At 66.4% G+C, this 17,358-nt stretch carries 15 protein-coding genes; 9 read left to right on the plus strand and 6 right to left on the minus strand.

The genetic code is table 11. The annotated features are described in order from the left end of the window. Positions 1–283 precede the first annotated feature (283 nt). Positions 284–2,077: a peptide MFS transporter gene (locus Q9Q95_RS02370; protein WP_306093456.1), complete on the plus strand. Its 1,794-nt coding sequence runs from the start codon at positions 284–286 to the stop codon at positions 2,075–2,077. A gap of 1 nt (position 2,078) precedes the next feature. Continuing rightward, the gene (locus Q9Q95_RS02375) at positions 2,079–2,483 is read left to right on the plus strand and encodes a GFA family protein (RefSeq protein WP_306093457.1); all 405 of its coding nucleotides are present in this window, start codon (positions 2,079–2,081) and stop codon (positions 2,481–2,483) included. 494 nt (positions 2,484–2,977) lie between these two features. On the opposite strand, the gene Q9Q95_RS02380 is transcribed toward Q9Q95_RS02375, so the two are convergent. After that, a complete protein-coding gene (locus Q9Q95_RS02380; RefSeq protein WP_306093458.1) occupies positions 2,978–5,017 on the minus strand; it encodes a M13 family metallopeptidase in 2,040 nt (679 codons plus the stop codon). A gap of 111 nt (positions 5,018–5,128) precedes the next feature. Next, positions 5,129–7,066 (minus strand): acetate--CoA ligase, encoded by a 1,938-nt coding sequence (acs, locus tag Q9Q95_RS02385; protein WP_306093459.1) that lies wholly within the window; start codon positions 7,064–7,066, stop codon positions 5,129–5,131. A gap of 167 nt (positions 7,067–7,233) precedes the next feature. Here acs and Q9Q95_RS02390 point away from each other — a divergent pair, with 167 nt between their 5' ends. The 4 genes from Q9Q95_RS02390 (at position 7,234) to Q9Q95_RS02405 (ending at position 12,157) form a co-directional block, all read left to right on the plus strand. Beyond that, positions 7,234–8,721, plus strand: a complete 1,488-nt coding sequence (locus Q9Q95_RS02390; RefSeq protein WP_306093460.1) for an efflux transporter outer membrane subunit — start codon at positions 7,234–7,236, stop codon at positions 8,719–8,721. Then, complete coding sequence (locus tag Q9Q95_RS02395) at positions 8,711–10,132, plus strand: efflux RND transporter periplasmic adaptor subunit (RefSeq protein ID WP_306093461.1); 1,422 nt, start codon at positions 8,711–8,713, stop codon at positions 10,130–10,132. The genes Q9Q95_RS02390 and Q9Q95_RS02395 overlap by 11 nt, the downstream gene beginning before the upstream one ends. A gap of 16 nt (positions 10,133–10,148) precedes the next feature. Further along, complete coding sequence (locus tag Q9Q95_RS02400) at positions 10,149–10,838, plus strand: ABC transporter ATP-binding protein (RefSeq protein ID WP_306093639.1); 690 nt, start codon at positions 10,149–10,151, stop codon at positions 10,836–10,838. 113 nt (positions 10,839–10,951) lie between these two features. Further along, positions 10,952–12,157 (plus strand): ABC transporter permease, encoded by a 1,206-nt coding sequence (locus Q9Q95_RS02405; RefSeq protein ID WP_306093462.1) that lies wholly within the window; start codon positions 10,952–10,954, stop codon positions 12,155–12,157. A gap of 42 nt (positions 12,158–12,199) precedes the next feature. Here the strand turns inward: Q9Q95_RS02405 and Q9Q95_RS02410 are convergent, their stop codons facing one another. Both Q9Q95_RS02410 and Q9Q95_RS02415 read right to left on the minus strand, forming a co-directional pair. Then, positions 12,200–12,793 (minus strand): nucleotidyltransferase family protein, encoded by a 594-nt coding sequence (locus tag Q9Q95_RS02410; protein WP_306093463.1) that lies wholly within the window; start codon positions 12,791–12,793, stop codon positions 12,200–12,202. Beyond that, a complete protein-coding gene (locus Q9Q95_RS02415; protein WP_306093464.1) occupies positions 12,780–13,694 on the minus strand; it encodes an XdhC family protein in 915 nt (304 codons plus the stop codon). The genes Q9Q95_RS02410 and Q9Q95_RS02415 overlap by 14 nt, the downstream gene beginning before the upstream one ends. A 125-nt stretch (positions 13,695–13,819) precedes the next feature. On the opposite strand from Q9Q95_RS02415, the gene Q9Q95_RS02420 reads away from it, so the two are divergent. Next, positions 13,820–14,806: a glycerophosphodiester phosphodiesterase gene (locus Q9Q95_RS02420; protein ID WP_306093465.1), complete on the plus strand. Its 987-nt coding sequence runs from the start codon at positions 13,820–13,822 to the stop codon at positions 14,804–14,806. Positions 14,807–14,811: 5 nt separating this feature from the next. Beyond that, complete coding sequence (locus Q9Q95_RS02425) at positions 14,812–15,096, plus strand: hypothetical protein (protein WP_306093466.1); 285 nt, start codon at positions 14,812–14,814, stop codon at positions 15,094–15,096. On the opposite strand, the gene Q9Q95_RS02430 is transcribed toward Q9Q95_RS02425, so the two are convergent. Both Q9Q95_RS02430 and Q9Q95_RS02435 read right to left on the minus strand, forming a co-directional pair. Then, on the minus strand, positions 15,072–15,818 hold the full coding sequence (locus Q9Q95_RS02430) for a triacylglycerol lipase (protein WP_306093467.1): 747 nt from the start codon (positions 15,816–15,818) through the stop codon (positions 15,072–15,074). The two genes, Q9Q95_RS02425 and Q9Q95_RS02430, sit on opposite strands and share 25 nt — an antisense overlap. Next, positions 15,809–16,438 carry a TIGR02117 family protein gene (locus tag Q9Q95_RS02435; protein WP_306093468.1) on the minus strand — a complete coding sequence of 210 codons (630 nt, stop codon included), beginning with the start codon at positions 16,436–16,438 and terminating at the stop codon, positions 15,809–15,811. The genes Q9Q95_RS02430 and Q9Q95_RS02435 overlap by 10 nt, the downstream gene beginning before the upstream one ends. A 43-nt stretch (positions 16,439–16,481) precedes the next feature. Between Q9Q95_RS02435 and phhA the strand changes: the two genes are divergently transcribed. After that, complete coding sequence (phhA, locus tag Q9Q95_RS02440) at positions 16,482–17,348, plus strand: phenylalanine 4-monooxygenase (RefSeq protein ID WP_306093469.1); 867 nt, start codon at positions 16,482–16,484, stop codon at positions 17,346–17,348. Positions 17,349–17,358: the final 10 nt, after the last annotated feature.

Here is a 17,358-nt window from a genome sequence, read left to right on the forward strand (position 1 = left end):
CGGGCTTCTACCGAGACTAAATTGACTAAATTCACGGAAACGCGATCGATTGCGCAATTCTCTTTCGCGAGCCGCAATTTCGCGGGAGCTGTCGACAAGATCAAAGAGCGGCCGGTTGCCGCCCGCACAGGCAAGCAGACGAAGTCCTATATTGCAAGCCTCCGGCGGTCGCCGAAGGGCAGGACCGGCCTGCCGCTTTACACCCGCGCCATTCGCTCTAGGTTGACCGCCCATGCGCCGGGCCAAGCCCCGGAAACCGAACTATAAAAGGTCTACCTCCCGCATGGTCGAAACCCCAACCGCCGATAGCCCGGCAGAACCCGATATCAGCCACGTCAATCCCGCCGCGGAGAAGACCTGGTTCGGCCACCCGCGCCAGCTCGCCCGGATGTTCACCACCGAGATGTGGGAACGCTTCGGCTTTTACGGCATGCGCGCGCTGCTCACGCTCTATCTCACCCAGCATTTCATGTTCGGCGACCGGCAGGCGACCGGGATCTATGGCGGGTTCACCGCGCTCGTCTACCTGACCCCTTTGGTCGGCGGCTATCTCGCCGATCAGTTCCTCGGCTCGAAGCGCGCCGTGAAGTTCGGCGCGATCGTGATGTCGCTCGGCTATCTGATCCTGTGCTTCGGCGGGCCGACCGCGCAGCCGCACGCAAGCATCGACGGCCAGCGCTACGAAGTGTCGATCGAGAAGGTGGGCGAGCGCGAAATCCGCTACGTCGTCGATGGCGCGCGCAAACTCGAGATCAAGGGCAATGACGATGGCACTGTCGATCTGCTCGAGAATGGCGCGCCGGTGCGCAAGATCGCCAAGGGCGGGTTCGAATCGGACGCAGACCGCAGCCCCTTCTACGTGATGGTGATGCTGATCGGCCTGTCGATGGTCTCGACCGGCAACGGCTTCTTCAAGCCCAACATCTCGACGATGGTCGGCGAGCTCTACGAACCCGGCGACCGCCGACGCGACGCCGGCTTCACGATCTTCTACATGGGGATCAACATCGGATCGCTCTTCTCGCAGATCCTGTGTCCGTTGCTCGCAGTGGTGTTCGGCTGGTGGGCGGGCTTCGGGCTCGCCGCGATCGGCATGATGGTTTCGTGGGCGCTGATCCAGTTCAACGGCAACACGCTCGCCGGCTTTGGCGAGCCGCCCGCACGACCCGAGGTCGAGCGCCAGCAATGGTTCATCTATGCCGGCGCGCTGCTGATCGTCCCGGTCTTCTATTTCCTCTACGTCAATCTGATGAATTCGGTCGAGCCGGCGCCCGGATCGGGGATCATCGGCTATGTCGCGTCGCTGCCGATCATGGGCAAGTTCCTGTTCGGCACTTTCCTGATTTCGGTGCCCGGCATCCTGATCTGGTCATTCGTCGCGGGGAGCCGCGCGGAATTCCAGATGATGCTCGCCGCGATGACATTGATCGTGTTCAACGTCGTGTTCTGGACCCTGTTCGAGCAGGCTGGCTCTTCGCTGACGCTGTTCGCCGATCGCAACACCGATCTGTCGGTATTCGGACTGTTCAGCATCACCGCCCCGCAGACCCAGTTCTTCAACGCCGCGTTCATCGTGCTGCTCGCGCCGTTCATGTCGATCCTGTGGACGTCGCTGGCGAAACGCGGGCTCGAGCCTTCGATCCCGGTCAAGTTCGGCATCGCGCTGATCGGCGTTGCGGTGGGCTTCCTGCTGCTCGTCTGGGGCGCCAGCTTCGCCGATGCCGGGTTCCAGGTCGGGATCTGGTGGCTCGCCGGGCTGTACTTCGTGCACAGCTTCGCCGAGCTCTGCATCTCGCCGGTGGGCCTCAGCATGATCACCAAGCTGTCGATCGCACGCATCGTCGGCATGATGATGGGGGTGTGGTTCCTGTCGATCTCGGTGGCGCAATATGTCGCCGGGATGATCGCCCAGGTCGCCAGCGTCGACACCGTCGGCGGGCAGGTGACCAACCTCAAGGTCAGCCTCGACGTCTATGTCCATGTGTTCACGCTGATCGCCTGGTGGGCGATCGGGCTGGGCGTGCTCCTGCTGCTGCTCAGCTGGCCACTCAAGAAGTGGATGCATGGAGTCACCTAGCATGGAGCGCACCGCAGAAGGCGGCTGCCGGTGCGGCGCGGTGCGTTACCGCGTCGCCGGCGCGCCCGCCGCCACCACGCATTGCCATTGCAGCGACTGCCGCCGGATGACCGGCGCGCCGACGCTCGCCTGGGCGATCTTTCCCGAGGACAATGTGGCGATCGTCGCGGGAGAACTGGCGGTCCACGAAACTTCGCCGGGAGTCGAATGGGGGTTCTGCGCGAAGTGCGGAAGCACCCTCACCTATCGCCGCGCCAGCCGGCCGGGGCTGTTCGACGTGACCACGGCGACGCTCGACGATCCCGAGCTGTTCCCGCCCGAGAAGGAGATCTGGACCGGGGAGCGGCTGTCGTGGATCCGCTCGAACCCGGACGTGCCGCACTTTCCGCGGACTGCCACGGGCTAGGACTGGCCTCAACTACCGTCATCCCGGAAGCCGATTTTCTTCAAATCTCTGATTTGAATAGAAAATCGAGCTGTCCGGGATCCACCGTGCGGCAGGCATCCAGCGGTGAGGTGGATCCCGGACTGTAAGACTTTCCAGCGTAGAACCTGCGGTTTTCCGGGAAAGTCTAACATCCGGGATGACGGGTATGGCCTATTGAGTACGCACCCCAGGCACAAAAAAGGGGAGCGTCGCCGCTCCCCGTTTTTTCCGACTGGCAGGTCGGCTCAGGCGGCGCGCGCGTTGCGGCGGTGCGAGAGATACAGCGCGATCAGCGAAAACATCGTAATACCCTTATGAAAGTCTGTGCTGCAATGCAGCATAGGACGCATTTGGGTCGCAGCGGGGTTTCCCGCAAATGCAATGTTTCCGGAGGCCGGTTGCACGAATTGCAACCGTAAGGAAATCGCCCCGACATTGCTGTCGGGGCGATCCTCATTTCCAAAAGGCAGCGCTTACCAGATGTGCACGCGCTGGTCGGGTGGCAGATAGAGCGCGTCGCCCGGCTTGATGTCGAACGCGGCATACCAGGCATCGACGTTGCGGACGATGCCGTTGACCCGGAACATCGCCGGCGAGTGCGGATCGGTGAGCAATTGCTGGCGCTGGGCGCCCTCGCGCACCTTGGCCTGCCACGCCTGGGCATAGGACAGGAAGAAGCGCTGATCGCCGGTCAGTCCGCCGATCACCTTCGCCTTGCCGTGCTTGGCCTGGTATTTCTGATACGCGGCATAGGCCGCCTCGACCCCGCCGAGATCGCCGATATTCTCGCCCAAGGTCAGCGCGCCATTGATCTTGGTGCCGGGAATCGGCTCGAACGCATTATATTGTGCGGCGAGCGCGGCGGTGCGATCCTTGAAGCCCTTCTTGGCGGCGTCGGTCCACCAATTCTCGAACTTGCCGGTCGGGCCGAACATGCTGCCCTGATCGTCGAAGCCATGCCCCATCTCGTGGCCGATGATCGCGCCGATCGCGCCGTAATTGACCGCCGGATCGGCGTTCGGATCGAAATAAGGCGGCTGCAGGATCGCGGCGGGGAAGGTGATCTGGTTGGCCAGCGGGTTGTAATAGGCGTTCACCGTCTGCGGGGTCATGTTCCACAGCGAGCGATCGACCGGCTTGGGGAAACGCTGAAGCTCGAGCTGGTGCTGGAACTCGCCCGAGCGAATCGCATTGCCGAGCACGTCGCCGCGCTCGACCTTGAATGCGGCATAATCGATATATTTGTCGGGGTGCCCGATGCGCGGCTCGAACGCCGCCAATTTGGCGAGGGCGGCCTTGCGCGTGGCATCGTCCATCCAGGTCGAGCCGGCGATCCGTTCCTGATAGGCGGCGCGGAGATTCTCGATCAGCTCCCCCATCTGCTTCGCGGCCGCGGGCGGATAATATCTGGCGACGTAGATCGCGCCGACCGCCTCGCCGAGCGCGCCATTGGTCTGCTGCACCCCGCGCTTCCAGCGATCGCGCTGGATTTGCACGCCGTTCAGCGTCTTCGAATAAAAGTCGAACCGGGTATCGTCGAACGCCTTGGGCAGGAACTGGGCGTGATCGCTGACGAAGCGATAGGCCAGATAATCCTTCCACGTCTGGAGCGGCGTCGCGACGAGGATCTTGCCCATCGCGGCGATCGCGGTGTTCTGGGTCATCAGCACCGTCGGCGACGAATCGAGACCCGCGGTCTTGAGCATCAATGCCCAATCGAACTCGGGCGCCTTGGCTTCGAGCCCCGAAAGCGGCTGGGGATCGTTGAGCTTGGCGATGTCGCGGCTCTGCTCGGGCGACCATTGCTGCTTCGCCATCGCGGTTTCGAGCGCGACGATCGCGTCCGCCTTGGCGCTGGCGTCGGAGATGCCGGCCAGTTCCTGGATCTTCTGGACATAGGCGCGATAGGCGGTGCGGAACGCGACATATTTGTCGCCGTCGAGCAGATAATAATCGCGCGGCATGCCGAGGCCGCCCTGGCCGGCGACCGCGGTGTAGCGGGTCGGATCGGCGAGATCGGGGATCACCCCCAGTTCGACCGGCGAGGCATAGCCGGTGCTCGCGAACAAGGTCTGCAGCCCGGCGAGGTCGTTCACTGCGGCGATCCTGCCGAGATAGGGCTTGAGCGGCGCGGTGCCGCGCGCCTCTATCCCCGCCTCGTCCATCCAGCTGGCGTAGAAATCGCCGACCTGCTTGCCGGTGGCGCCATAGGCCGCGGGGTTCTTCGCCATATCGTCGAGGATAGCGCGGACATTGGCCTCGGCCTCGACCGTGAGCAGCGTGCCATAGCCCGCCGCGGCGCGATCGGCGGCGATCTCGGTGCGCTCGTTCCAGCCGCCATTGGCGAAGGTCCAGAAATCGTCGCCCGGCTTCACTCCGGCCTTTTGCGCGGTGAGATCGACGCCGAACGCGCCGTATCGCGCGCCGCCCGAGGTCGACTGCGTGAATGCCGGCGCCGTCGCCACCACCAGCGCGACGCCCGCAGCGAGGCGCGCCAAAGCCTTGATCTTCATGAAGGAATTCCCCGTAACCCAGTGTATTATCTTAGTGTATCGCCGGGTCGGGGCGGGTGCAACGGGCAAATGAAAGCCATATTCCCCCTCCCTTTCAGGGAGGGAGCGGCTTCATCCCACCCGGTTGGCCACCAGATCGTCGACCACCGAAGGATCGGCGAGCGTGCTGGTGTCCCCGAGCGACGTCACGTCGCCCTCGGCGATTTTCCGAAGGATCCGCCGCATGATCTTGCCCGAGCGCGTCTTGGGCAGTCCGGGGGCGAACTGGAGCGCATCGGGGGTGGCGATCGGGCCGATCTCCTGGCGCACCCATTTGCACAGTTCGTCGCGCAGGCCGTCGGACGCGGTCTCGCCGGCATTGAGCGTGACATAGGCGTAGATGCCCTGCCCCTTGATGTCGTGCGGCATGCCGACCACCGCCGCCTCGGCGACCTTGGGGTGGAGCACCAATGCGCTCTCGACCTCGGCGGTGCCCATGCGATGCCCCGAGACGTTGATCACGTCGTCGACCCGGCCGGTGATCCAGTAATAGCCGTCTTCGTCCCGGCGGCAGCCGTCGCCGGTGAAATACTTGCCTTTATAGGTGGTGAAATAGGTCTGGAAGAAGCGCGCATGATCGCCCCAGACGCTGCGCATCTGCCCCGGCCAGCTGCGCGCGATGCACAGATTGCCCTCGGTGGCCCCGTGCAGGACATTGCCCTCGGCATCGACGATCTGCGGATCGACTCCGGGGAGCGGCAAGGTCGCCGAACCCGGCTTGAGCGCAGTCGCGCCGGGCAGCGGGCTGATCATCTGCCCGCCGGTCTCGGTCTGCCACCACGTATCGACGATCGGGCAGCGCCCCTCGCCGACCACCTCGTGGTACCAGCGCCACGCTTCGGGGTTGATCGGCTCGCCGACCGTGCCGAGCAGCCTGAGCGACTTGCGCGACGTCTGCGTCACATAATCGTCGCCCTCGCGCATCAGCGCGCGCAGCGCGGTCGGCGCGGTGTAGAGGATCTCGACCTGATGGCGGTCGGCGACCTGCCAGATCCGCGAGGCATCGGGCCAGTTGGGCACGCCCTCGAACATCAGCGTGGTGCCGCCGTTCGCGAGTGGGCCGTAGACGATATAGCTGTGCCCGGTGACCCAGCCGATATCGGCGGCGCACCAATAGACCTGCCCCGGCCGGTAATCGAAGACGAGCTCGTGGGTGTAGCTGGCCCAGAGCAGATAGCCCGCGCTGGTGTGGAGCACGCCCTTGGGCTTGCCGGTCGAGCCCGAGGTGTAGAGGATGAACAAGGGATCCTCGGCGGCCATCGGCTCGGCGAGGCAATCCGTGGAGACGTTCGCCGCGGCCTCGTGATACCAGACGTCGCGGCCCGGCTGCATCGCCACGTCGCCGCCGGTCGCGCGCACCACGATCACCTTTTCGAGCACCGGCGCATGCCTCGCCGCCGCATCGACATTGGCCTTGAGCGGCACGCGCTTGCCGCCGCGACGTCCCTCGTCGGCGGTGATGCAGAAGGCGCTGTCGCAATCGGTGATCCGCCCCGCCAGCGCCTCGGGCGAGAAGCCGCCGAACACCACCGAATGCACCGCGCCGATCCGCGCGCAGGCGAGCAGGGCGAACGCCGCCTCGGGAATCATCGGCATGTAGATGGTGACGCGGTCGCCCTTCCGGACGCCTTCGGCCTTGAGCACATTGGCGAAGCGGCAGACCTCGTCATAGAGCTGGAGATAGGTGTAGCGCCGCGGCTCCTCGCCGGGCTCGTCGGGCTCCCAGAGTATCGCGGTCGCGCCGCCGCGGCTCGCCAGATGCCGGTCGACGCAATTGGCGGCGACGTTCAGCTTGCCGTCGGCGAACCAGCTGATGTGGAAATCCTCTTCGTCGAACGACCAGTCGCCGGCGAGCTCGGGGCGGCGGATCCAGTCGAGCCGCTTCGCCTGTTCGAGCCAGAAGCTGCCCGGATCGGCGAGGCTGCGCCCGTACAGCTTCTCATAGCCGGCAGCATCGATCCGCGCGCGGCGCGCCCATTCCTCGGATACGGGGTACAGGCTGTCGCTCATCGTGAATCCGCTCCTTGTGCTCGTGCCCCTTGTCCCCAACCGGCGCCGGCACGCAAGCGGCAGAATCCGTTACGGCACCGCTCCGAGCTCCAGTTTTTCAAGGAGTGCGACAAACTGCGACATATTTTCGGTGGAACCGATCGCCCTCGCCAGCCATCTTGCCACCCATGGCCAGACGCCCGATCGCCCTGACGCTCCTCCTCGCACTGCCGCTCGCCGCCTGCGCCGCGGGGCCGGACTATCGCCCGCGCACCGCACCCGAGCTCGGCGTGCCCGACGCCTGGTCGGTGCCGGCAGACCAACGCGCCCGCGAGGACATGACGCGCTGGTGGGAGAAATTCGACGATCCGCAGCTCGCATCGCTGGTCCAGCGCGCCCAGGCGTCGAACCTCGACGTGGCGCAGGCGGTGACCCGGCTGCGGCAGGCGCGCGAGTCTTTGGTCCAGCAGCGCGCATCGCTGTTGCCGAGCGTCAGCGCCTCGGCCGGCGCGTCGCGCAGCGAATCGCTTCGCGGCGGCACCACGACCACCACCTTGCCCGACGGCAGCGTCACGTCCTTCTCGACCGGCGGCCGCAACAGCTTCTCGCTCGGCGCCGACGCGAGCTATCAGGTCGACCTGTTCGGCGGCGTCCGCCGCGGCGTCGAATCGGCGCGTGCCGGCTATGAAGCCTCGGGCTTCGATTATGCCGCGGTCTTGATCTCGATCGAGGCGGAGACCGCGCGCAACTATGTCCTCGCCCGCGCGGCGCAGGCACAGCTCGCCAATGCGCGCAATTCGCTGGCGCTGCAGGACGACAATCTCCAGATCGCGCAATGGCGCGTGCAGGCGGGCCTCGTCTCGACGATCGATCAGGAGCAAGCGCGGGCGCAACGCGCGCAGACCGCAGCGACGATCCCCAGCCTCGAAGCGAATTACAACGGCTTCGTCTCGCGGCTCGGCGTGCTCACCGGGCAGGCGCCCGGCGCGCTCAAGGTCGAACTCGAGGCCGTCAAGCCGATCCCGCGCGGCCCCGCGCAAGTCGCCGCCGGCATTCCGGCCGAGGCGCTGCGTCAGCGCCCGGACATCCGCGCCGCCGAACGCAACCTCGCCTCGGCGACCGCGCAGATCGGCGTCGCCGAGGCGCGGCTCTATCCCTCACTGTCGATCGGCGGCAGCATCGATGCGGGCAGCAGCGCGCTCAGCTCGATCTTCGACGTGATCACCGGACGGCTGTTCGGCAACATCGCCCAGACCATCTTCGACGCCGGCCGCACCCGCAGCCAGGTCCGTTCGGCGCAGGCGGCGGCGGACGGCGCATTCCTCTCGTACAAGCAGACCGTGCTCACCGGGCTCGAGGATATCGAGAATGCCGTCGTCGCGCTGCAGGCGGCGCAGCGGCGCGAAGCCGAGTTCCGCATCGCGCTCGAGGCGGCGGACAATCAGGCGCTGCTCGCGCGGATGCAATATCGCTCGGGCCTCACCGATTTCACCACGCTCAACCAGGCGGAGAGCCAGTTGCTCTCCGCCCGCAACGGGCTGGTGAGCGCGCAATCCGACCAATCGACCGCGCTGATCCAGCTCTATCTGTCGCTCGGCGGCGGCTGGGACAGCAATGTCACTCCCACGGCCCCGGCGCGGGCCTCGACCACAGGCGGCACCGCGGATGGCAACTGATCCCAACAAGAATCTCGACGAGTTCCTCGGCACGCCGGCGCGGCCGTGGTGGCGGCGCTGGCTGAAGTGGATCATCATCGGCGTGGTGGTGATCCTCGGCGCATTGCTGCTCTCGCGCTGCGTCTTCGGCGGCGCGACCGCCACCGAATATTCCACCGACGAAGTCGAGCGCGGCAATCTGACGGTCTCCGTGTCGGCGACGGGCAAGCTCGCTCCGACCAATCAGGTCCAGGTCGGCTCGGAGCTTTCGGGGCTGGTCGAGACGGTCACCGTCGACGTCAACGACCGCGTCGTGAAGGGCCAGCCGCTCGCCGTGCTCGACACGTCGCAGCTCGACGACGACATCACCCAGGGCCGTGCCCAGCTCAATGCCCAGCAGGCGCAGGTCGCGCAGGCCCAGGCGACCGTCGCCGAATCGCGCGCACAGCTTTCGCGGCTCGAGGAAGTTAGCCGGCTTTCGGGCGGGCGGGTGCCCGCCAAGGTCGAGATGGAACAGGCCCGCGCGGCAGTGCAGCGCGCCAATGCCGCGCTCGCCGCCGCCCAGGCCAATGTCGTGGCGGCGCGCGCGGCGCTCTCTTCGAACGAGACGCGGCGCTACAAGGCAGTGATCCGGTCGCCGGTGAACGGCGTGGTGCTGGCGCGTCAGATCGATGCCGGCCAGACCGTCGCCGCTTCGTTCAACACGCCCACCTTGTTCGTGATCGCCGAGGACCTGTCGGCGATGGAGTTGCAGGTCGCGATCGACGAAGCCGATGTCGGCTCGGTCAAGAACGGCCAGCTCGCCAGCTTCACGGTCGATGCCTTCCCGGGCAAGACCTTCCCGGCGACGATCACCCGCGTCGATCTCGGCTCGAACCTGTCGGCTCAGTCGACCACGACGACCAGCAGCACCACCACCCAGTCGCAGGTCGTGTCCTATGCCGCGACGCTCAGCGTCGCCAATGCCGACCAGCAGCTCCGCCCCGGCATGACCGCGACCGCCGAGATCATCACCAAGGCCAAGCCCAACGTGCTGCTCGTTCCCAATGCGGCTTTGCGCTTCCGGCCGAGCGACGGCGCTCCGGCGGCGAGCAGTTCGGGCGGAATCACCGGGGCGCTCGCGCCACCGCGCAGACGCCGCGGTCAGGCGGAGAAAGCGGCGACGGTCAGCCGCGGCGCGGGCCAGACCGTCTACATCCTCGGCGAGGATAATCTGCCCAAGGCCGTGCAGGTCACGATCGGCGATACCAACGGCACCGTCACCGAGATCACCGGCGGCGATCTCAAGCCCGGGATGAAAGTGATCACCGGCCAGCTCGCCAGCGGCAGCACCGGCCAGCGCCGCCAGGGCGGCGGCCAGCGGCGTCAGGGTGGCGGCCAGGGCGGCGGCGCGCAGGGCGGCGGCTCGGGAGGCCAGCGTGGCGGCCAGTGATTCCCCGATCATCCGGATGCGCGGCGTCACCAAGGTCTATGGCGAGGGGCCGACCGCGTTCCAGGCGCTGAAAGGCATCGACATCGACATCACTGCCGGCGATTTCGTCGCGGTGATGGGCCCGTCGGGTTCGGGCAAGTCGACCACGATGAATATCCTCGGCTGCCTCGACGTGCCTTCGGGCGGCGAGTTCCTGTTCAAGGGCGTGCATGTCGAGAAGCTCAAGCGCGACGAGCGCGCCTTGCTGCGGCGGAAATATCTCGGTTTCGTGTTCCAGGGCTTCAATCTCCTCGCGCGCACCACGGCGCTCGAGAATGTCGAATTGCCCCTGCTCTATCGCGGCGATCCCAAGAGATCACGGCGCGAGGCGGCGATGGCGGCGCTCGACAAGGTCGGGCTCAAGCAATGGTGGGACCATACGCCGGCCGAGCTTTCGGGCGGCCAGCAGCAGCGTGTCGCGATCGCCCGCGCGATCGTCACCAATCCCGACGTGCTCCTTGCCGACGAACCCACCGGCAATCTCGATTCGGAGCGCTCGATCGAGATCATGCAGTTCCTCACCGAACTCAACCAGACCAGCGGGATCACCGTGCTGATGGTCACCCACGAGCCCGACATGGCCGCGTTCGCGCGGACGATCATCCATTTCAAGGACGGGCTGGTCGAGCGCGTCGAGAACCATGCGCAAGGCGAGGTGGTGGCGTGAGAAACGACAGCGGATCCGTCTCCCGTTCGCTTCGAGCGAAGTCGAGAAGCAATGTGTCTCGACTTCGCTCGACACGAACGGTGGTTCGAATGCCGCCAGGGACGCAACGCTAGATGTTCGGCACGACCTTCATCCTCGCGATCCGCTCGATCTTCCGGCACAAGCTGCGCTCGTTCCTGACGACGCTGGGGATCATCATCGGCGTCGCCGCAGTGGTGGCGATGGTGACGCTGGGCAATGCCACCACCAAGGCGGCGCAGGCGCAGGTCGCCAGCCTCGGCACCAACGTGCTCCAGATCCGCCCCGGCCAAGGCTTTGGCCGCGGCGGCGGCGGCCCGCGCCCCCCCGATTTCGAGGAAGCCGATGTCGAGGCAGTGGCCCGGCAAGTGGCCGGGGTGACCGCAGTCGCGCCGCAGGCCCAGTCGACCGCGACGGTGATCTATCAGGGCGCCAATTGGTCGACCACGATCAACGGCACCACCAACGCCTTCTTTCAGGTCCAGCCATGGCCGCTTGCTTCGGGCCGCACCTTCACCCGTGCCGAGGAACAGGCCGGCAAGGGCGTCTGCATCATCGGCAACACGATCCGCACCAACCTGTTTCGCGGCGGCGAGGCAGTGGGCGAACGGCTGCGGGTCAACGGGATTTCGTGCGACGTGATCGGCACGCTGTCGACGCGCGGCCAGGGCGGGTTCGGCGACCAGGACGATGTGATCATCATGCCGATCAAGCAGGTCCAGCGCCGCTTCACCGGCAATCGCGAGATCCGGCTGATGCTGGTCGGAGTCGATCCGGCCTATGACGGGACCCAGGTCCAGGAATCGATCAAGCAGGTGCTGCGCGAGCGGCGCCGGATCACTGGGGGCAAGGAAGACGATTTCAACATCTTCGACACTGCCCAGATCAGCGCGGCGCTGACCGGGATCACCACCCTGTTGACCCAGATCGTCACCGCAGTGGCGGCGATCAGCCTCGTCGTCGGCGGCATCGGCATCATGAACATCATGCTGGTCTCGGTGACCGAACGGACCCGCGAGATCGGCATCCGCCTCGCGATCGGCGCGGTGGCGAGCGAAGTGCTGATGCAGTTCCTGATGGAAGCGGTAGTGCTGTCCTGCCTGGGCGGGCTGGTCGGGCTGCTGGTCGCGCAGCTCGTCGTGCTCGGCCTCGCGCCGCTCATGCGGGTCGAATGGATGTTCGAGCCGCAGATCAATTTCATCGCGTTCATGATCTCGGCGCTGATCGGGGTGGTGTTCGGCTATTTTCCCGCCCAGCGCGCGGCGAGCCTCAATCCGATTGACGCGCTGAGACATGAATAGAGACCAGAATCCTCCCTCGCTCAGCGGGGGAGGATTGTGCGGCTACTTCCCGTCGGTCTCCAGCCCGTAGAGCTGGCGCAATTCCTCGAGATCGGCGCGGGTGTCGACATCGACCAGCTCCGCCGGGCTGGTCACAACATGATGCCCGCGCTTGATCAGCTCGCGTGCGCCTTCGTCGCCCTTGAGATCGAGCAGATCGTCGAACAGGTCGCGTCCGAACAATGCCGGCGGCCGTGGCTGCACCCCGTCGCTCGACGCGACGATCGTGCCTGCGCCGTCGGCGGCGTCGAACATCCGATAGACATGGGTGGCGGTCACTCGCGGCATGTCGGCCAAAGCGACCAGGACTGCCTCGGCGCCGGCCTCCCGCGCGATCGTCACGCCATGGCATAGCGAGCGCGCCTGCCCCAGCGACGGATCGGGATTCTCCTCGACGCGGTATCCCAGCGCCGCGAAGTCGAGGCTGGTGTCCGACACCACCGCGATCCGCGTCAGAAACGGCACATTCTCCAGCGCGGTCACGACATGATAGGCCAGCGGCTTGTCGAGGAACGGCTCGGCGAGCTTGTCGCCGTCGAAGCGGCGCGAACGCCCCGCCGCGAGCAGGATCAGTGCAGTACGTTCAGGCGTCAGCATGAAAACTCCTCACCATCGAAGCCGCGATCGAAAGCGCGATCTCGGCCGGTCCGATCGCGCCGATATGCATTCCGGCGGGGCCCTCGATCCGCGCCAGCGCGTCCGGGGCGGCACCCGCCGCAGCCAGCCGTTCGAGCCGCGCCGCATGGCTTTTGCGCGATCCCAGCGCCGCGACATAGCCGGTGCGACAAGCGAGCGCGGCGAGCAGTGCCGCATCGTCGATCTTCGGATCGTGGCTGAGCGTCACCAATGCGGTGGCGGGATCGGGGCGCAAAGCGGTTATCGCCTCGTCGGGCCAGCGGTCGTCGAGAATCACGCCCGGGAAACGCGCCTCGGTGAGGAATCGTCCCCGTGGATCGATCACATAGGTGGCCATGCCGAGTTCGCGCGCCAGTCCGGCGAGATGCTGGGCGATCTGCACCGCGCCGACGATCAGCAGCCGCCGTGGCGGATCGTAGCGATTGACGAACGCGCCCGCCGAGCCCGGAGCGCTCCGGCCGGTTTCGAGATCGGTCGCCACGTCAAAGGCGGCGCCTTCTGCCCGCGCGGCTTCGATCGCCTCGAACAAGTGCGGGGAAAACCCCTCTGCGGACACCGGCTGCACCAACACCGCGATCTCGCCGCCGCACGGCAGCCCCACTTCCCACGCCGCGGCATCGGCGACGCCGTAGTTTTTCACCACCGCCGGCGCGCCCGCGATCACCTCGGCGGCAGTCGCCAGGATGTCGGTCTCGACGCAGCCGCCCGATACCGAACCCTCGAACCGGCCATCGGCATGCACCAGCATGTGGCTGCCGCGCGGCCGCGGCGCCGAGCCCCAGGTCGAGACGACCGTGGCGAGCGCCATCGGCGCGCCGGCCCAGGCGCGTGCGGCTGCCAACACCCTGTCGTTTTCCGCCACGCTTCGCCTCGCTCCCGTCACAACCGCCCGATAACGCCTGGCCGGTGAAAAGTTTCGTGGCAAGATCGCTGGCGATCGCGGCTTCGCTGCTGGTGCAGGGCTGTGCCGGCGTGCAGGAGAGAGGCATGGCCGCTTCGCCCATCGTCATCGCGCATCGCGGCGCCAGCGGCGAACGCCCCGAGCACACCTTGCTCGCCTATCAGCGCGCGATCGATCAGGGCGCCGATTTCATCGAACCTGATCTCGTCCCGACCAAAGACGGCGTGCTGGTCGCGCGCCACGAGAACGAGATTTCGGGCACCACCGACGTCGCCGATCATCCCGAATTCGCCGGCCGCAAGACCAGCAAGCAGATCGACGGCGCGCCGGTGCGCGGCTGGTTCACCGAGGATTTCACCCTCGCCGAGCTCAAGACGCTCCGCGCAAAGGAGCGCCTGCCCCAATTCCGCCCCGGCAACACCCGCTATGACGGGCAGGCCGAAATTCCGACGCTGGACGAGATCATCGCGCTGGCGAAACGGGCGTCGCGCGACACCGGCCGGACGATCGGCATCTACCCGGAGACCAAGCATCCGGGCTATTTCGCTTCGATCGGCCTGCCGCTCGAGGAACGGCTGGTGGCGAAGCTGCGCGAAGCGGGCTGGGACCGCGCCGACGCGCCGGTGTTCATCCAGTCGTTCGAAGTCGCCAATCTGAAGCAGCTCAAGGCGATGACGCAGGTGCCGCTGATCCAGCTGATGAGCGCGAGCGGCGGCCCCGCCGACGGCGCCGAGCCGAGCTACAAGGCGATGGCGACTCCCGCAGGACTCGCGCGAATTGCCGAATATGCCACCGGCATCGGCCCCGAACGGGCGATGCTCCTGCCCCCTGCCACGCTCGTCGCCGACGCGCACGCCGCGGGCCTGAAGGTCCATCCCTGGACCTTCCGCGCCGAGAATTTCTTCCTGCTGCCGGCCTATCGCATCGCCGGCGGCCCCGCCGAACACGGTCGGCTCGCCGAAGAAATCGCGTATTTCATCGGACTTGGCGTGGACGGTTTGTTCAGCGATTACCCCTATATAGCTGTATCAGCGCGTGCGTCGGCCTCGGCTTCGCCCGCCCATCGAAGGTAAGACTCATGCGCAAATTGCTCGTTCCGATCATCGCCACCCTGCCTTTGCTGTCGGGCGGCTGCATCGCCAAGACCGCGTGGGACGTCGCGACGCTGCCGGTCAAGGCCGGCTCGCAGGCGGTCGACTGGACCACCACCAGCCAGGAAGAATCCGACCGCAACTACGGCAAGAAGATGCGCGAGAAGGAAGCCAGAGAGGGCAAGGAGCGCCGCAAGCGCGAGAAGGAATGCCGGAAGAATCCGGACGCCTGCCAATCCTATGACGGCTATCGCGCCGGCGATCCCGACTGATCGCCCAACACCTGCGCCACCGCGCGCAGCACTTCGGGCTTCATCTGCACCCATAAATGGCTGCTGCTGATCTCGATCGCGCGGCCTTCCGAACCCTCGGGCTCGCGACAGATCAGTCCGTTGACCAGCCCGTCGCTGCGGCTCCAGATCGCGGTGGCGGGAACCGGCAGCGGTCGCGCCGCTTCTTCCAATCGCGCCGCAAGCGCCGGATCGTCGATCTTCTCGCCGGTCAGCCATTCGAACGGGCGCCAGACATTGGTCGAGGTCGGCGGCCCGGCAAAGGGCGAACTGATCGTGATCACTTCGCGGACATGCTCGGGGTGCCGGTGCGCCGCGACCCGCGCCATGATCCCGCCGAGCGAGATGCCGATCAGCGTGACCTTCTCGCCGGTCTCGGCGTGGAGCGCCGCGATCCGCGCCATCAGCCGCTCGCCTTCGGGGCCGATCGCGCGCACGCCGAGATTGCGGCCGAGCGCCCATCCCTCGGCGCGATAGCCGAGCCGCTTCAGATAACGCCGCATCACGAAATTCGAGCGGTCCGAATTGACCAGCCCCGGCAGCAATATCACCGGGCGTCCGTCGCCGCGCGGCACATCGTCGAGCGTCTTCCACTCGCGGATCAGCCGTCCGAGTCCCCAGGCGGCGCGCGGCCATTCCGAAAGCAAAGCGAGCGGCGGCGGCGGAACCTCGGCGGAAGCGGGGACGGCCAGTTTCAGAACCATTGCATCACTCCCGAAGGAAAAGGCGTCCATTTGCCGACCCGCACCCCCGCCGCGGCCAGCGCCTCGCCGGTCCACGCATTGCAGGTGCGGAACAGGTTGTAGCTGCCGCGTGCGACGTAGAACGCGTCGGCGGCGCCATAGCCCCGTGCCGGCGGCCCTTCGCCGAACGTGTTTCGGATGAACCCCGCGAGCCGGCGATATTCCTCGGGACGCAACACGATCGCCCGCGCATTCGGGCCGATCTGCGGCGCCGCGATGTGCGACACATGGACCACCGTCGCACCGGCGCCGACGAACGCCCGCCCGACCCGGACCGGATTCACGTCCCACCAGGTCGGCGTGTTGAGATAGAAATCGCGATCGCCCCAGCCGAAGGCGAGATGACTGGCGGCCGCCCGGTTCGGATCGGCGAGATGCCCGGGCCGGATCAGGTCGCCCCAGTCGACGCCTTCCGCCGATACCGGCAGCACCAGATCGGTATGGATGCCGTTGTCGATCACGTAGATCGTCACGCCCTGCGCCGGCGGCTTCCAGTCGCGATTCGCGGCGACTGCGCTTCCCAGGAAGGCGGCGGCGAGGTAGCACAGAACGACTGCCGCGAGGCCCAGCAGCAACCGCACGAGGCCATTTCGTATCATTTGTGACAATGCTATATCGGTTCCGATGACAAAGGATACGCACGTACTCGAGCGGCCCCCCGAAGGCGCGTCGTCCGACTGGACGATACCGCAGAATTGGCAGGCGTACACCGCCGAGGAACATGCCACCTGGGACACGCTGTTCGATCGCCAGGCCAGGCTCCTGCCAGGCCGCGCCTCCGAAGCCTATCTCAAGGGGCTCGATGCGCTGCGCCTGTCCGAATCGGGGATCCCCGATTTCGAGGAATTGTCCGAGCGGCTGATGAAGCTCACCGGCTGGCAGGTCGTCGCAGTGCCCGGGCTCGTCCCCGACGAAGTCTTTTTCGACCATATGGCCAATCGCCGCTTCGTCGCCGGCAACTTCATCCGCCGCCCCGACCAGCTCGATTATCTTCAGGAGCCCGACGCCTTCCACGACGTGTTCGGCCATGTGCCGATGCTCGCCGATCCGGTCTTCGCCGATTATCTCGAGGCCTATGGCCGCGGCGGTGTCCGCGCGATGGAATTGGGCGCGCTCAAGCAGCTCGGCCGGCTCTATTGGTACACGGTCGAATTCGGGCTGGTGCGGGAGGCCGAGGGCCTGCGCATCTACGGCGCCGGGATCGTGTCGAGCTCGGCCGAGAGCCGCTTCGCACTGGAGGATCCCAGCCCCAACCGCATCGGCTTCGATCTCAGGCGCGTGATGCGCACCGATTACCGGATCGACGATTTCCAGCAGAATTACTTCGTCATCCCGAGCTTCGACGAATTGCTGCGGGTGACGGTCGAGACCGACTTCGCGCCGCTCTACGAGGAAATCCTGCCGCAGCCCGACATTCCGATCGCCGAGATCCTTCCCGAGGACGAAGTGATCACCCGCGGCACGCAGGAATATGCGCGGTCGAAAGGCTGATCTCCGGGCT

Origin of the sequence: Sphingomonas sp. DG1-23, from assembly GCF_030730875.1 — a bacterium.
Classification (GTDB): Bacteria; Pseudomonadota; Alphaproteobacteria; order Sphingomonadales; family Sphingomonadaceae; genus Sphingomonas.

What these genes read in the sequence shown, in the direction of transcription:
- Q9Q95_RS02400 (WP_306093639.1), top strand. Translation starts at nt 10,149, where the DNA reads ATGCGCGGCGTCACCAAGGTCTATGGCGAGGGGCCGACCGCGTTCCAG.
- Q9Q95_RS02410 (WP_306093463.1), bottom strand. Translation starts at nt 12,793, where the DNA reads ATGCTGACGCCTGAACGTACTGCACTGATCCTGCTCGCGGCGGGGCGT.
- Q9Q95_RS02405 (WP_306093462.1), top strand. Translation starts at nt 10,952, where the DNA reads ATGTTCGGCACGACCTTCATCCTCGCGATCCGCTCGATCTTCCGGCAC.
- Q9Q95_RS02425 (WP_306093466.1), top strand. Translation starts at nt 14,812, where the DNA reads ATGCGCAAATTGCTCGTTCCGATCATCGCCACCCTGCCTTTGCTGTCG.
- Q9Q95_RS02420 (WP_306093465.1), top strand. Translation starts at nt 13,820, where the DNA reads ATGGCCGCTTCGCCCATCGTCATCGCGCATCGCGGCGCCAGCGGCGAA.
- Q9Q95_RS02395 (WP_306093461.1), top strand. Translation starts at nt 8,711, where the DNA reads ATGGCAACTGATCCCAACAAGAATCTCGACGAGTTCCTCGGCACGCCG.
- Q9Q95_RS02430 (WP_306093467.1), bottom strand. Translation starts at nt 15,818, where the DNA reads ATGGTTCTGAAACTGGCCGTCCCCGCTTCCGCCGAGGTTCCGCCGCCG.
- Q9Q95_RS02370 (WP_306093456.1), top strand. Translation starts at nt 284, where the DNA reads ATGGTCGAAACCCCAACCGCCGATAGCCCGGCAGAACCCGATATCAGC.
- Q9Q95_RS02375 (WP_306093457.1), top strand. Translation starts at nt 2,079, where the DNA reads ATGGAGCGCACCGCAGAAGGCGGCTGCCGGTGCGGCGCGGTGCGTTAC.
- Q9Q95_RS02380 (WP_306093458.1), bottom strand. Translation starts at nt 5,017, where the DNA reads ATGAAGATCAAGGCTTTGGCGCGCCTCGCTGCGGGCGTCGCGCTGGTG.
- phhA (WP_306093469.1), top strand. Translation starts at nt 16,482, where the DNA reads ATGACAAAGGATACGCACGTACTCGAGCGGCCCCCCGAAGGCGCGTCG.
- Q9Q95_RS02390 (WP_306093460.1), top strand. Translation starts at nt 7,234, where the DNA reads ATGGCCAGACGCCCGATCGCCCTGACGCTCCTCCTCGCACTGCCGCTC.
- acs (WP_306093459.1), bottom strand. Translation starts at nt 7,066, where the DNA reads ATGAGCGACAGCCTGTACCCCGTATCCGAGGAATGGGCGCGCCGCGCG.